Annotated in this window: 16 protein-coding genes; 10 read left to right on the forward strand and 6 right to left on the reverse strand. The window is 61.7% G+C overall.

The features are described 5' to 3' along the window. Positions 1-114: 114 nt before the first annotated feature. Together NKI39_RS14805 and infC are read right to left on the reverse strand one after the other, a co-directional pair. A complete protein-coding gene (locus NKI39_RS14805; protein WP_352451636.1) occupies positions 115-756 on the reverse strand; it encodes a methyltransferase family protein in 642 nt (213 codons plus the stop codon). A gap of 199 nt (positions 757-955) precedes the next feature. Continuing rightward, positions 956-1492, reverse strand: coding sequence for a translation initiation factor IF-3 (gene infC / locus NKI39_RS14810; protein WP_023677573.1), 537 nt, complete (start codon positions 1490-1492; stop codon positions 956-958). Positions 1493-1707: 215 nt separating this feature from the next. On the opposite strand from infC, the gene NKI39_RS14815 reads away from it, so the two are divergent. Next, positions 1708-2475: an alpha/beta hydrolase gene (locus NKI39_RS14815; RefSeq protein ID WP_352832553.1), complete on the forward strand. Its 768-nt coding sequence runs from the start codon at positions 1708-1710 to the stop codon at positions 2473-2475. A gap of 2 nt (positions 2476-2477) precedes the next feature. Here the strand turns inward: NKI39_RS14815 and NKI39_RS14820 are convergent, their stop codons facing one another. After that, entirely contained in the window at positions 2478-3491 is a 1014-nt protein-coding gene (locus tag NKI39_RS14820; RefSeq protein ID WP_352769726.1) for a 1-aminocyclopropane-1-carboxylate deaminase, read from the reverse strand. Between the two features lie 170 nt (positions 3492-3661). Here NKI39_RS14820 and NKI39_RS14825 point away from each other — a divergent pair, with 170 nt between their 5' ends. From NKI39_RS14825 to NKI39_RS14835, 3 genes are all read left to right on the forward strand, one after another. Beyond that, complete coding sequence (locus NKI39_RS14825; protein ID WP_352832555.1) at positions 3662-4126, forward strand: Lrp/AsnC ligand binding domain-containing protein; 465 nt, start codon at positions 3662-3664, stop codon at positions 4124-4126. Positions 4127-4384: 258 nt separating this feature from the next. Next, complete coding sequence (locus tag NKI39_RS14830; RefSeq protein ID WP_352616779.1) at positions 4385-4873, forward strand: DUF2852 domain-containing protein; 489 nt, start codon at positions 4385-4387, stop codon at positions 4871-4873. A 97-nt stretch (positions 4874-4970) separates the two neighbouring features. Further along, positions 4971-5729, forward strand: coding sequence for a M48 family metallopeptidase (locus NKI39_RS14835; protein ID WP_352451640.1), 759 nt, complete (start codon positions 4971-4973; stop codon positions 5727-5729). Positions 5730-5802: 73 nt separating this feature from the next. Here the strand turns inward: NKI39_RS14835 and NKI39_RS14840 are convergent, their stop codons facing one another. Then, positions 5803-6021, reverse strand: coding sequence for a hypothetical protein (locus NKI39_RS14840; protein WP_254815955.1), 219 nt, complete (start codon positions 6019-6021; stop codon positions 5803-5805). Between the two features lie 162 nt (positions 6022-6183). Here NKI39_RS14840 and NKI39_RS14845 point away from each other — a divergent pair, with 162 nt between their 5' ends. The 6 genes from NKI39_RS14845 to NKI39_RS14870 all read left to right on the forward strand — a co-directional run bounded on the left by NKI39_RS14845 (position 6184) and on the right by NKI39_RS14870 (position 11853). Next, positions 6184-6843: a phosphoribosylanthranilate isomerase gene (locus NKI39_RS14845; protein ID WP_352451641.1), complete on the forward strand. Its 660-nt coding sequence runs from the start codon at positions 6184-6186 to the stop codon at positions 6841-6843. A gap of 33 nt (positions 6844-6876) precedes the next feature. Further along, positions 6877-8127: a tryptophan synthase subunit beta gene (gene trpB, locus NKI39_RS14850; RefSeq protein ID WP_352813956.1), complete on the forward strand. Its 1251-nt coding sequence runs from the start codon at positions 6877-6879 to the stop codon at positions 8125-8127. Between the two features lie 2 nt (positions 8128-8129). Continuing rightward, a complete protein-coding gene (trpA, locus tag NKI39_RS14855) occupies positions 8130-8969 on the forward strand; it encodes a tryptophan synthase subunit alpha (RefSeq protein ID WP_023677563.1) in 840 nt (279 codons plus the stop codon). A gap of 95 nt (positions 8970-9064) precedes the next feature. Further along, positions 9065-9991 carry an acetyl-CoA carboxylase, carboxyltransferase subunit beta gene (accD, locus tag NKI39_RS14860; protein WP_352682217.1) on the forward strand — a complete coding sequence of 309 codons (927 nt, stop codon included), beginning with the start codon at positions 9065-9067 and terminating at the stop codon, positions 9989-9991. A 55-nt stretch (positions 9992-10046) separates the two neighbouring features. Beyond that, positions 10047-11372 (forward strand): bifunctional folylpolyglutamate synthase/dihydrofolate synthase, encoded by a 1326-nt coding sequence (locus tag NKI39_RS14865; protein ID WP_352832557.1) that lies wholly within the window; start codon positions 10047-10049, stop codon positions 11370-11372. A 61-nt stretch (positions 11373-11433) separates the two neighbouring features. Then, positions 11434-11853 (forward strand): VOC family protein, encoded by a 420-nt coding sequence (locus NKI39_RS14870; RefSeq protein ID WP_352454801.1) that lies wholly within the window; start codon positions 11434-11436, stop codon positions 11851-11853. A 47-nt stretch (positions 11854-11900) separates the two neighbouring features. Here NKI39_RS14870 and NKI39_RS14875 read toward each other — a convergent pair whose 3' ends face one another. Further along, positions 11901-12182 carry a cupin domain-containing protein gene (locus tag NKI39_RS14875; RefSeq protein WP_352832560.1) on the reverse strand — a complete coding sequence of 94 codons (282 nt, stop codon included), beginning with the start codon at positions 12180-12182 and terminating at the stop codon, positions 11901-11903. Positions 12183-12310: 128 nt separating this feature from the next. Beyond that, entirely contained in the window at positions 12311-12634 is a 324-nt protein-coding gene (gene trxA, locus NKI39_RS14880; RefSeq protein ID WP_023677558.1) for a thioredoxin, read from the reverse strand. Between the last annotated feature and the right edge of the window lie 22 nt (positions 12635-12656).

The following is a 12656-nucleotide window of genomic DNA, read 5'->3' on the forward strand; positions in this document are numbered from 1 at the left end:
ACCGCCACGGCATGCCCTGCCGGGCGGTTTTTTGGGAACGGCGGTCCTATACGTCAAAGCGGGGGCGCGCGCAACACCCCGTGCCCAGCAACACTGTACTCAGCAACACCGTACTCAGGGGAAACGGAACAGCACCGGCAATATGCCGGACTGCTGGGCGCCGTCGATCAGTTCGAAAGCCGGCAAGGCAACCAGGAAGACCAGACCGTCGAGCAGCGTGGTTCGCAGCAGGCGCGGCTTGAAGCCGCCGGTGTCGCCTTCCTGATACAGCGACAGTTTCGGGAAGAAGCGCGGCACTTTCAACAGGTAGGCCTGGTATGGCGCGCCAAGAACCTGCCTGAGGAATTTCTCCTCGCGCAGGATAACGATGTAAAATGCACCCGCGCAGAGCGCTCCAAAGCCGATCGTGGCGGTGATGGAGCCGATCTGTGCGCCGACACCGGCGGCAGCTAAAGTAGAGAAGACATAGAGCGGGTTGCGGGTGATCGAATAGGGTCCGCCGGTCACCACTTCGGAGGATTTGCGTCCACCAATATAGAGCGTCGACCACAAGCGTCCGACAACGCCGAGAAAGATCAGCAGGACGCCGACCATTTCGATCGTTTCATGCACAGGCGTATCGGGCGGAAAAACCGACTGCCCGAACAAAAGCATCGCGAAAAGGACGACGACGACGACGGCAAGCACCATCCTGCGCGTGTGCTGGTAGCTGCCCAGCCCATATTTGGCTTCCGAATGCTTGACGTCATTGACCATGTCGGGAATCCGATCGTCGAGGGAACCAGAGCGTCTTTGCTCTCGCCGGCGATCGCAGCGTCTGGCCAAGAACAGGCGCCCCGCCGATCGCCGGGACGCCTTGCAACATGATTCAGGCGGATTTAATGCACGTCGCCCAAAAGTGCGCTGCGGTTTTGCGACAACGACATGCACAAACAGAACTAAAGCGCAACGCGCTTTAGCGGGGCGCCAGCACCATCATCATCTGGCGGCCTTCGAGCTTCGGTTCGGCTTCGACCTTGGCGATGGGCGCCACTTCCTCGCGAACCTTGTTCAGAAGCTGCATGCCGAGTTCCATATGCGCCATCTCGCGACCGCGGAAGCGCAATGTCAGCTTGACCTTGTCGCCTTCCTCGAAAAAGCGCCGGACGGCCTTCATCTTGGTCTCGTAGTCGTGGCTGTCGATGTTCGGGCGCATCTTGATCTCCTTGATCTCGATGACCTTCTGGTTCTTGCGCGCCTCGGCCGCCTTCTTCTGGTTGGCGTATTTCAGCTTGCCGAGATCGAGGATCTTTACGACGGGCGGCACTGCATTGGGCGATATCTCGACCAGATCGAGCCCAGCCTCTTCGGCGAGCAGCAATGCGTCGTTGATGGAGACATCGCCGCGGTTCTGGCCTTCGGCGTCGATTAGCTGGACCCGGGGAACCCGGATGTCACGGTTGGAGCGCGGGCCTTCCTTGGTGGGCGCCGCTGCTTTGAAAGGTCTGCGAATGGTCGTGGTCTCCTTGAGCCGTTTCGTTAAGGGGTTCTTCAGTTCAGAATTGCGAACGCGCAATGTGGTGAGCGCGCGGTCGGAGTCAATAGCACAGCATTCTCAGGAAATCACCTGCTCGATGGAATGCTCCTCTGCACCAAGCGAAGAAAGTGGCGGAGCACTTTTCGTTGAATGCCTTGCTGTGCCAAAAGACCGGCGTGAGGGAATACACCATGACCACCACCCCGATCTTTCTGGACGTCGACGGGACGAGCATCGCCGTCAGGCATGCGACAGGTGCCGAGCCCGGCATCGTCTGGCTTGGCGGCTACAAATCCGACATGCTGGGCACCAAGGCCGAAACGTTGTCGGAATGGGCGCTCGGGGAAGGCCGCGCCTTCCTGCGCCACGATTATTCCGGCCACGGCGAATCGGGCGGCGCCTTTGCCGACGGCACCATCTCGAAATGGCTGGGCGAGAGCCTGGCGGTTTTCCGCCGTTTCACCCAGGGCAGGCAAATCCTGGTCGGTTCGTCGATGGGCGCCTGGATCGCGCTGCGCATGGTGCAGGAGTTGCGCAAGGCGGGCGAGAACAGCGTCGCCGGCCTTGTGTTGCTGGCGCCGGCGCCCGATTTCACATTCGAACTGGTGGAGCCGGTGCTGACCCGAGCGCAGAAGCGCAACCTCAGGAAAAAGGGCTTTTTCGAAGAGCCGTCGGACTATTCCGCCGAGCCGTACATCTACACGCACGCACTGATCGAGGACGGCCGCAACAACCGGGTGATGACCGGGCCGATCGACACGCACTGTCCGGTCCACATCCTGCAAGGCCTTGCCGATCCCGACGTGCCGTCGAACCATGCGTTGAAGCTGGTCAGCCTGCTGCCGGCCGACGACGTCACGCTGTCGCTCATCCCCGACGGCGACCACCGCCTGTCGCGGCCTCAAGATCTCGACATGCTGGTGCGGGCAGTGGACGCGATGGTGCGGCAGGCGGGATAGATTCAGCCGTTGCGGAACGTATAAGCATATCCGTTGATGGCCGGAGCGCCGCCAAGGTGGGCGTAGAGCACTTTCGATCCCTTGGGAAAATAACCCTTGCTCACGAGATCGATCATGCCCTGCATGGATTTTCCCTCATAGACCGGATCCGTGATCATGCCTTCAAGACGCGCGCAGAGACGGATTGCTTCCTTCGTCTCCTGCGAGGGGACGCCGTAGACCGGATAGGCATAATCTTCGATCAGGACGACATCGTTCTCATCGAGCTCCTTGCCGAGTTCGACCAGCGTCGCGGTGCTCTGCGCGATCTTGAGCACTTGCGCCTTGGTCTGCGCCGGAGTGCAGGATGCGTCGATGCCGATCACCTTGCGCTCGCGGCCGTCCTTGGCGAAGCCGACCAGCATGCCGGCGTGAGTCGAACCGGTGACGGTACAAACGACGATGTAGTCGAAGGCAAAGCCGAGCTCCTTCTCCTGCGCGCGGACCTCCTCGGCGAAGCCGACATAGCCCAGGCCGCCATATTTGTGTACCGAAGCCCCGGCCGGAATTGGATAGGGTCTGCCACCCTTGGCCTTCACATCCGCGATTGCCTGTTCCCAGCTTTCCCTAATCCCGATGTCGAAACCCTCATCGACCATCTGGACATCAGCGCCCATGATCCGGCTCAAAAGGATATTGCCGACGCGATCGTAGACGGCGTCCTCGTGGGGCACCCAGCTTTCCTGCACGAGGCGGCACTTCATGCCGATCTTCGCCGCGACGGCCGCCACCATGCGCGTATGGTTGGATTGGACGCCACCGATCGACACCAGCGTATCGGCGTTTGAGGCGATCGCGTCCGGGACGATGTATTCGAGCTTGCGCAGTTTATTGCCACCGAAGGCAAGGCCGGAATTGCAATCCTCCCGCTTGGCATAGAGATCGACCTTCCCGCCGAGATGACCACCAAGCCGCTCCAGTTTCTCGATATGGGTCGGCCCGAATGTGAGCGGATAACGTTCGAATTTCTCGAGCATGAGAGTGCCCTCGCTTGTTCCATTCATTGCGGTGTGGTGCGATGAACACTATCAGCTCTGCCTTGAAATGTGCTCTCAAAGATCGAGCCCACAATATCCAAAATATCGCTTCATAGCATTGAAATGTCATATATATTCGATTCTTAATCCGAATAATGGAAGAATCTTTCATGCGCGCAGCGCTCGACCGGATCGACCTGAAAATGTTGCGCCTGCTCCAAGGCAATGGGCGACTGACCAACGCGGAGCTGGCGCAGTCGGTCGCTATTAGCCCGGCGACGTGCCACCGCCGGACGCAACGCCTGTTCGATGAAGGCTACATCAGCCATGTCAGGGCGATGGTGAGCCCGCAGAAGGTCGACAGAGGCGCGTTGGTGATGGTTGGCGTCGTACTCGACCGTTCGACCCCGGAGAGTTTCGCGGAATTCGAAAAGGCCGTCGCCAAACTGAAATTCATCCTCGACTGCCATCTGGTGGCAGGCGACTTCGATTATTTTCTGAAGATCAGGGTTGGTGACATGGCGGATTTCAACCGAATCCACGGGGACCAATTGATCGCACTGCCCGGCGTTCGCCAGACGAGAACCTTCTTCGTGATGAAAGAGGTCGTCGACAATGCGCCTCTGGATTTTTGAACGGACGGCTTCGAAGCGTCAAACCATGGCACTCAGCCAGCAGACGCGATCGGCGCTGGATTTTCACTGCAGAACCGTCGACGACATTGCCCCCTTACGGGGCCTGGCTGCTCTTTTCCTTGAAATGCTCAAAAAGCGATAATCATTTCAGCCGCTTGTCCGGTTTTGGCGGCTGCTGTCTTGAATCGCCGTTTTCTTCATCCCATTTCGATTCCACGCAGCCGGATTTGGCTGTCTCCAACTGAAGGATTGGAAGAAATGAACACATCTGCATTGATCCGTCCGGCCTGGACGCCGGCGACCATCGCGTTGATGGTGATCGGGTTCATGGTGTTCTGGCCGCTCGGCTTCGCCATGCTCGCCTACATCATCTGGGGCGATCGGCTCGAGGGCTTCAAGCGCGACGTCAACCGCGCCACCGACGGCATCTTCGCCGGTTGCCGCCGCGGTTCCGACAGGGCCGCGCGCTGGGGCCATGGCTCTGCACGCACCGGCAACGTCGCTTTCGACGACTGGCGCGAAAAGGAACTCGAGCGGCTTGCCGAGGAACGCCGCAAGCTCGACGAGATGCTGAGCGAGTTCGATGAATATGCCCGTGAATTGCGCCGCGCCAAGGACCAGGAAGAGTTCGATCGCTTCATGGCCAACCGCAACAAGTCGACGTCGCCCACGACGGGTGGGTCAACTGGCTCGACGACGAACAACAAACGCGGCGGCAACTCCACGCCAGGCCTGCTCGACGAGTAAGGTCCCGTGCCCAGATAGATAATCCAACGGCGTCGCGTCAGCGGCGCCGTTTCTTTTTTGTTCTAGTCGTTTCCCTCGAATCACGTATCGTCCCGGAATGTCCTTCGGCTTCTTCCGCACCCCGACGAAACCCAAGCCCACGCCCGTCGTGGAGCGCGAGCATTGCGTTGCCGGCCGCACGCTGCCGCTCAAGATCGTCGAGAACGACCGGGCGCGGCGCCTGACGCTGCGCATCGATTCCGGCGGCCGTGGTCTGCGCATCACCGTGCCGCCGGGGCTGCGCCGCGGCGAGGTGGAAAAATTTCTCGACCGCCATCAGGACTGGCTGGAGCAAAGGCTGGCCAAAGTGCCCAATCGGCCGCAGGTGCGGCCCGGCATCAAGGTGCCGGTGCGCGGCGTGCCGCATCGCATCGTCCATGAACCGTCGAAACGCGGCACCGTCACGCTGTCGCGCGACGAGCGCGGGCCGCTGATGATCGTGCATGGCGAACGCGTGCATCTGCCGCGCCGCATCGCCGATTTCCTCAAGCGCGAAGCCAAGCGCGAGATCGAAGCGCTGGTGACCAAGCACAGTGCTGCGGTCGGCAAGCGCGCCAAGGCGATCCGCTTCAAGGATACGTCGAGCCGCTGGGGATCGTGCACGTCGGACGGCAATCTGTCGTTTTCCTGGCGCATCATGATGGCGCCGCGGCCGGTGATAAACTACCTCGTCGCGCATGAGGTGGCGCATCTCAAGGAGATGAACCACGGCCCGAAATTCTGGAAATTATGCGAGCAGCTTTGCCCGGATACCGAGCGCTGCAAGGACTGGCTCAAGCGCAATGGCGGCGCGCTGCAGGCGATCGCGTTCGAGTAGGATGCTTGTAGGGGCACGAAATGGAAACTGTAGCGATCCTTCGCGCCGGCCTCAATAGATTCTGCACTGCCGATCAATCGTCATTGGCCGCGTTCAACTCCTCCGGCCGCAACCCCTCATCGACATGGCGCGGCCAGGGCAGGAAATCCTTCTCGAAGGTCTCGTTGCTGAAATAAGCCAGCGCCCGGTGCGCCTCGGCGCCGTTGAAGGCTGCCTTGTCCATCAAATGAGCGATGACCTCATGGGCCTGCGCCAGCTTTTGCCTGAGTTCCGCGACGGTCTTTTCCGGCATGATCTTTGTTCTCCCGCCTCTGTGCCTGAGCAAGTAGCGTTGCGCTTATATTAGCAAGGTAGCGCGTTCCGCTCTTACATTAGCAAGGTAGCGCGTTCCGCGCTGGCGGCAAACAGGATGCTTTTTCTCGACTCTTTGGCCGTTTCATGCCAATCCCGCGCCATGGCGATGGACATCAAGATATGCGGGTTGAAGACCGACAAGGCACTGGCTGCGGCATTGGCCGGCGGCGCCAGCCATGTCGGCTTCATTTTCTTTGCCAAAAGCCCGCGCTATGTCGAGCCGGCGGAAGCCGGCCGCCTGCGCGAAGCGGCGCGCGGCAAGGCCAAGGCGGTTGCCGTGACGGTCGACGCCAGCGATGCGTTCCTGGATGACATCGTCGAAAAGATGCAGCCCGATATGCTGCAGCTTCACGGCGCCGAGCCTCCCGAGCGGGTGGCCGAGGTGAAGGCCCGCTACGGCTTGCCGGTGATGAAGGCGCTGCCGGTCAGCGAGGCCGCCGATCTCGGGCAAGTCAAGCCCTTCATCGGCATTGCCGACCGCTTCCTGTTCGATGCCAAGCCGCCTAAGGGTTCGGAATTGCCGGGCGGCAACGGTCTTGCCTTCGACTGGCGCATTCTGGCTGGCCTTGACGCCGGCGTCGATTACATGCTTTCCGGAGGGCTCAATGCCGGCAATATCGGCGACGCCTTTCGGCTGGCGAACCCGCCCGGAATAGATGTTTCCTCGGGCGTGGAGAGCGCGCCGGGCGTCAAGGAACCGGCGCTGATCGAACAATTTTTCCGCGCCGTCGGGGCAGCACGCGACAACCGCGCCGCCTGACCACGCTTCAAACCACAGACCAGGAGATCGGCGATGGACAAGCCGGCGATACCGAATTCCTTCCGCACCGGCCCCGACGAGCAGGGCATGTTCGGCATTTTTGGCGGTCGTTTCGTTGCCGAAACGCTGATGCCGCTGATCCTCGAGCTGGAGCGGCACTGGAACGAGGTCAAGAACGACCCGGATTTCAAGGCCGAACTGACCGATCTCTCGACGCATTACGCCGGGCGGCCGTCGAAGCTCTATTTCGCCGAAGGCCTGACCAGGCATCTTCGTGAGGTGTCCTCGGCGAAGGGCCTCGGGGGCGGCGCAAAGGTCTATTTCAAGCGCGAGGACCTGAACCACACCGGCTCGCACAAGATCAACAACTGCCTCGGCCAGATCCTGCTCGCCAAGCGCATGGGCAAGACGAGGATCATCGCAGAGACCGGTGCCGGCCAGCATGGCGTCGCGTCCGCTACAGTGGCGGCGCGCTTCGGGCTTCCTTGTATCGTCTATATGGGTGCAACCGACGTCGCCCGGCAAAGCCCCAACGTCTTTCGCATGAAGCTTCTGGGCGCCGAGGTGCGGCCGGTGACGGCCGGCCACGGCACGCTGAAGGACGCCATGAACGAGGCCCTGCGTGACTGGGTGACCAACGTCGAGGATACCTATTACCTGATCGGCACCGCCGCCGGCCCGCACCCCTATCCGGAGCTGGTGCGCGACTTCCAGTCGGTGATCGGCACCGAGGCGCGCGCCCAGATCCTCGAGCAGGAAGGCCGGCTGCCGGACACCATCATCGCTTGTGTCGGCGGCGGTTCCAACGCTATCGGCCTGTTCCATCCCTTCCTGGATGACAGTGAGGTGCGCATCATCGGCGTCGAAGCCGGCGGCCGCGGCCTCGACGGCATCGAGCATTGCGCCTCGATGAGTGCCGGCGCGCCCGGCGTGCTGCATGGCAACCGCACCTACCTCTTGCAGAACGCCGACGGCCAGATCATGGACGGCCACTCGATCTCGGCCGGGCTCGACTATCCGGGCGTCGGTCCCGAGCACTCATGGCTGCGCGATTCCGGCCGCGTCGACTATGTGCCGATCCTCGACGACGAGGCGCTGGAGGCGTTTCAGCTGACGACACGCGTCGAGGGCATCATTCCGGCGCTGGAATCGGCCCATGCCATCGCACAGGCGGTGAAGATCGTGCCTGACATGGACAAGGACCAGATCGTCATCGTCAACCTGTCCGGCCGCGGCGACAAGGACGTGCATACGGTGGCCAATATGCTGGGCATGGAGATCTGATCATGGCCACCCGTATCGACCGCCGCATGGCAAAGCTGAAGGCCGAGGGGCGACCGGCACTCGTCACCTATTTCATGGGCGGCGATCCGGACTACGACACGTCCCTGTCGATCATGAAGGCGCTGCCCGGCGCCGGCAGCGACATCATCGAGTTAGGCATGCCGTTTTCCGATCCAATGGCCGACGGCCCGGCGATCCAGGCGGCCGGCCTGCGGGCGCTGAAGGGCGGCCAGACTTTGGTCAAGACGCTGAAGATGGCCTCGGAATTCCGCGCCGGCGACAGTGAAACGCCGATCGTCTTGATGGGCTATTACAATCCGATCTACATCTACGGCGTCGAGCGCTTCCTGAGCGACGCGCTGGCCAGCGGCATCGACGGGCTGATCGTCGTCGACCTGCCGCCTGAGATGGACGAGGAGCTTTGCATCCCGGCACTCAAGGCCGGCATCAATTTCATCCGGCTGGCGACGCCGACCACCGACGACAAGCGCCTGCCCAAGGTGCTGCAGAACACGTCGGGTTTCGTCTACTACGTCTCGATGACCGGCATCACCGGTTCGGCGCTGGCCGACACCGGCAAGGTGGCGGCAGCGGTCAAGCGCATCAAGAGCCATACCGACCTGCCGGTCTGTGTCGGCTTCGGCGTCAAGACCGCAGAGCAGGCGCGCACCATCGGCGCGTCGGCCGACGGCGTCGTTGTCGGCACCGCGATTGTCAATGCAGTCGCCAACGTGCTGGGGCCGAAGGGCGAAAAGACCGCCGATCCGGCCGAGGCCGTCGCCACGCTGGTCAGCGGGCTTTCGCAAGGGGTTCGCGCGGCTCGCCTTGCTGCCGCCGAATAATCTTGATCTTCTGGTTGGCCATGATCTCCAGCGAAAACCGGTTTCCACTTTTCGGGATCATGGTCTAACTCTTCGTAAGGACAGGAGCCGAAGCGATGAACTGGATCACCAATTACGTCCGCCCGAAGATCAATTCGATGCTCGGCCGCCGCACCGACATGCCGGAAAACCTGTGGATCAAGGATCCCGAGACCGGCGAAATGGTGTTCCATAAGGATCTGGAGCAGAACCAGTTCGTCATCCCGTCCTCCGGCCACCATATGAAGATATCAGCCAAGGAACGGCTGAAATTCTTCCTCGACGACGGCAAATACGAGACGCTGGAAAACCCCAAGGTCGTTCAGGATCCGCTCAAGTTCCGCGACGAGAAGCGCTACGTAGACCGGCTTAGGGATGCCAAGGCCAAGACCGGCATGGAAGACGCCATCATCAATGCGCTGGGCACGGTCGAGGGCGTGCCGGTGGTGGTGACGGTGCAGGATTTTGCCTTCATGGGCGGCTCGCTCGGCATGGCGGCAGGTGACGCCATCGTGCATGGTTTCGAGGTCGCCTTGCAGCGCAAGCGGCCGCTGATCCTGTTTGCGGCCTCCGGCGGCGCCCGTATGCAGGAAGGCATCCTGTCGCTGATGCAGTTGCCACGGACCACGGTCGGCGTCGACAGGCTGAAGGAGGCCGGCCTGCCCTACATCGTCGTCCTGACCAACCCGACGACCGGCGGCGTCACCGCCTCCTATGCCATGCTGGGCGACGTGCATATTGCCGAGCCCGGCGCCCTGATCGGCTTTGCCGGCCCGCGCGTCATCGAGCAGACCATCCGCGAAAAGCTGCCTGACGGCTTCCAGCGCGCCGAATATCTGATGGAACACGGCATGGTCGACATGGTGGTGTCACGGCTGGAGATGCGCCAGACCATTGCACGGCTGCTGAGAATGCTGCTCAAGCTGCCGGAGGAGCAAAAATCTCAGGAACCGGAAATCTTGCCGCCGTCGGTGATTCCGGCCGAAGCCCGGCCGCACGCCTGACGCATTCGCCACGAACTGCGATTGCGCGTCGTCCGTGGCGCGCCTAGGATTCGCCATGACCACGCTTGCCGCCGACCGCGAAATCGAAAGCCTGATGGCGCTTCACCCGAAGGGCTTCGACCTTTCGCTCGACCGCATTTCGCGGCTGCTCGAGCGGCTCGGCAATCCGCAGGACCAGCTGCCGCCGGTCATCCACATCGCCGGCACCAACGGCAAGGGCTCCTGTGCTGCTTTTTCACGGGCGCTGCTCGAAGCCGCCGGCTACCGCGTCCACGTCCACACCTCGCCACATCTTGTGAACTGGCACGAGCGCTACCGGCTGGCCGCAGATGGCGGCGGCAGGCTGGTGGACGACAAGGTCTTCGCCGAAGCCATCGCCTGCGTCGCCAAAGCCAATCAAGGCCAGAAGATCACCGTCTTCGAAATCCTCACCGCCGTCACCTTCCTGCTGTTTTCCGAACATCCGGCCGATGCCGTCATCCTCGAGGTTGGCCTTGGCGGCCGCTTCGACGCCACCAATGTCATCGCCGAGCCGGCCGTGTCGGTGATCATGCCGGTGTCGCTCGACCACGAAGCCTATCTCGGCGACCGCGTCGAGCTGATCGCCGCCGAAAAGGCCGGCATCATCAAGCGCGGATGCCCGGTCGTCATCGGCGCGCAGGAAAGCGAGACGGCGCAGCAGGTGCTCATCGAAACCGCCGAGCGGCTCGACTGCCCCGCCTTCGTCTATGGCCAGGATTTCCTTGCCTATGAGGAAAACGGCCGCATGGTCTATCAGGACGAAGACGGATTGATGGACCTGCCGCCGCCGCGCCTGCCGGGGCGCCATCAATTCGCCAATGCGGCGGCGGCGATCGCGGCGGTCAAGGCGGCGGGCTTCGAGATCAGCCACCGCGCTGCCGAGAAGGCGATGGCGAATGTTGCCTGGCCGGGCCGCATGCAAAAGCTGCCGCAAGGACGGCTGAGCGAACTGGCGCCGAAGGGCGCCGACATCTGGCTCGACGGCGGCCACAATCCCGGCGCTGGCGTGGTCGTCGCCGAGGCGCTGGCCGAGCAGGAGGAAAAGAACCCGCGTCCGCTGTTCCTGATCTCGGGCATGATCAACACCAAGGACCAGAGCGGCTATTTCCGCGCCTTCAAAGGGCTGGTCCGGCATGTCTACACCGTGCCGGTGAGCCTGAGCGACGCGGGCGTGCCGAACGACGAGCTGGCGACCCGCGCCATCGAGGCCGGCCTGTCGGCCGAACCGGTCAGTTCCGTCGCCAATGCGCTGATGCTGCTGCGCGACACGTGGGACGGACCGCCGCCGCGCATCCTGATCGGCGGGTCACTTTACCTGGCCGGCGCGGTGTTGGCCGAAAACGGCACGCCGCCGGTTTGAGGCGTGCTTCAGCCGGGCCACGGTGACGCCAAACTTGTCATACCACCGCGAGGAGCCAATCATGATCAAGGTAAAGCAGCTCGCACACGTTTGCATTTTCGCGAATGACCTGGAGATGACGCGAAGCTTCTATCGGGACGTCCTCGGCATGGACACCCAGTTCAATTTCCTGCGCGACGGGAAGATTTTCGGCTTCTACCTCAATTGCGGCAGCCGTAGCCATGTCGAGGTGTTCCAGAAAGACGGCGCCAGCTATGGCGACTTGAACCAGATCAACCACTTCTGCCTCGAAGTGGAAAACATCGACGCCGCGATCGCCCATCTGAGGTCAAAGGGGGTTGATGTCACTTCCAAGAAACGCGCGTGCGATGACACCTACCAGGCTTGGATCCGCGACCCCAACGGCGTGAAGATAGAACTGTTCGAATATACTGAGAAAAGCGCACAATTCGTCGGCGGCGATCGTATCGCGGATTGGTGATCGCGCCTCGCCGGACAATTGTAGCGGCGCAGCCGATGGTTGGTGGACTACTTCAGCTCGACCTCGATGAAGGCGAATTCGCCATCGTTTGCGCTGATGACGTCATGTTCGACGCCCTCATTGCGGAAATACGGCGCGCCCTGCTTCATCTCGGCAAAGGATTCGCCATCCTTGGTCAGGAGCTTCACCTTGCCGTCGGTCAACGGCACGATCACATAGTCGTGGCCATGGCGATGCCAGCCGGTGTTGTCTCCCGGGGCGAAGCGGTATTCGGTGACGATGACGCGCTCATTGTCGATGAAGACGGTGGCCTTGGCGGATCCGGTCATATCGCTTCTCCTGCTTTAAGCCAGACAAGAGCATGAGACTGCAAGTGGCGAGTGCCAGATCTGCGGATCGGTGACGCCACAAGAAAGCCCGGCGCGAGGCCGGGCTTTTCTGCAAAATTTTGATCGGATCAGGCGAGGCTGCCGTTGATCCAGTGCGACAATGCCGTTTTCGGCGCAGCACCGACCTTCATGTCGGCGACTTCGCCGCCCTTGAAGATCATCAGCGTCGGGATCGAGCGCACGCCGAACTGCGCGGCCAGCTCAGGATTCTCGTCTATGTTGAGCTTGGCGATCTTTATCTTGCTGCCGAGTTCGATGGCGATGTCCTCGAGCGCCGGGGCGATCATCTTGCACGGGCCGCACCATTCCGCCCAGAAATCGACCACGACCGGCTCCTTGGCGTTGAGCACGTCGGCCTGGAAATTGCTCTTGTCGACCTTGACGGTGGCCATGCTGAGATCCTTTCGATTTATT

The organism is Mesorhizobium sp. M0664 (assembly GCF_040320565.1).
GTDB lineage: Bacteria > Pseudomonadota > Alphaproteobacteria > Rhizobiales > Rhizobiaceae > Mesorhizobium.

Excerpts from the sequence above, each read along its gene's own strand:
- NKI39_RS14805 (WP_352451636.1), bottom strand. The coding sequence starts at position 756 with ATGGTCAATGACGTCAAGCATTCGGAAGCCAAATATGGGCTGGGCAGC.
- NKI39_RS14815 (WP_352832553.1), top strand. The coding sequence starts at position 1,708 with ATGACCACCACCCCGATCTTTCTGGACGTCGACGGGACGAGCATCGCC.
- NKI39_RS14820 (WP_352769726.1), bottom strand. The coding sequence starts at position 3,491 with ATGCTCGAGAAATTCGAACGTTATCCGCTCACATTCGGGCCGACCCAT.
- NKI39_RS14825 (WP_352832555.1), top strand. The coding sequence starts at position 3,662 with ATGCGCGCAGCGCTCGACCGGATCGACCTGAAAATGTTGCGCCTGCTC.
- NKI39_RS14830 (WP_352616779.1), top strand. The coding sequence starts at position 4,385 with ATGAACACATCTGCATTGATCCGTCCGGCCTGGACGCCGGCGACCATC.
- NKI39_RS14835 (WP_352451640.1), top strand. The coding sequence starts at position 4,971 with ATGTCCTTCGGCTTCTTCCGCACCCCGACGAAACCCAAGCCCACGCCC.
- NKI39_RS14840 (WP_254815955.1), bottom strand. The coding sequence starts at position 6,021 with ATGCCGGAAAAGACCGTCGCGGAACTCAGGCAAAAGCTGGCGCAGGCC.
- NKI39_RS14845 (WP_352451641.1), top strand. The coding sequence starts at position 6,184 with ATGGCGATGGACATCAAGATATGCGGGTTGAAGACCGACAAGGCACTG.
- trpB (WP_352813956.1), top strand. The coding sequence starts at position 6,877 with ATGGACAAGCCGGCGATACCGAATTCCTTCCGCACCGGCCCCGACGAG.
- trpA (WP_023677563.1), top strand. The coding sequence starts at position 8,130 with ATGGCCACCCGTATCGACCGCCGCATGGCAAAGCTGAAGGCCGAGGGG.
- accD (WP_352682217.1), top strand. The coding sequence starts at position 9,065 with ATGAACTGGATCACCAATTACGTCCGCCCGAAGATCAATTCGATGCTC.
- NKI39_RS14865 (WP_352832557.1), top strand. The coding sequence starts at position 10,047 with ATGACCACGCTTGCCGCCGACCGCGAAATCGAAAGCCTGATGGCGCTT.
- NKI39_RS14870 (WP_352454801.1), top strand. The coding sequence starts at position 11,434 with ATGATCAAGGTAAAGCAGCTCGCACACGTTTGCATTTTCGCGAATGAC.
- NKI39_RS14875 (WP_352832560.1), bottom strand. The coding sequence starts at position 12,182 with ATGACCGGATCCGCCAAGGCCACCGTCTTCATCGACAATGAGCGCGTC.
- trxA (WP_023677558.1), bottom strand. The coding sequence starts at position 12,634 with ATGGCCACCGTCAAGGTCGACAAGAGCAATTTCCAGGCCGACGTGCTC.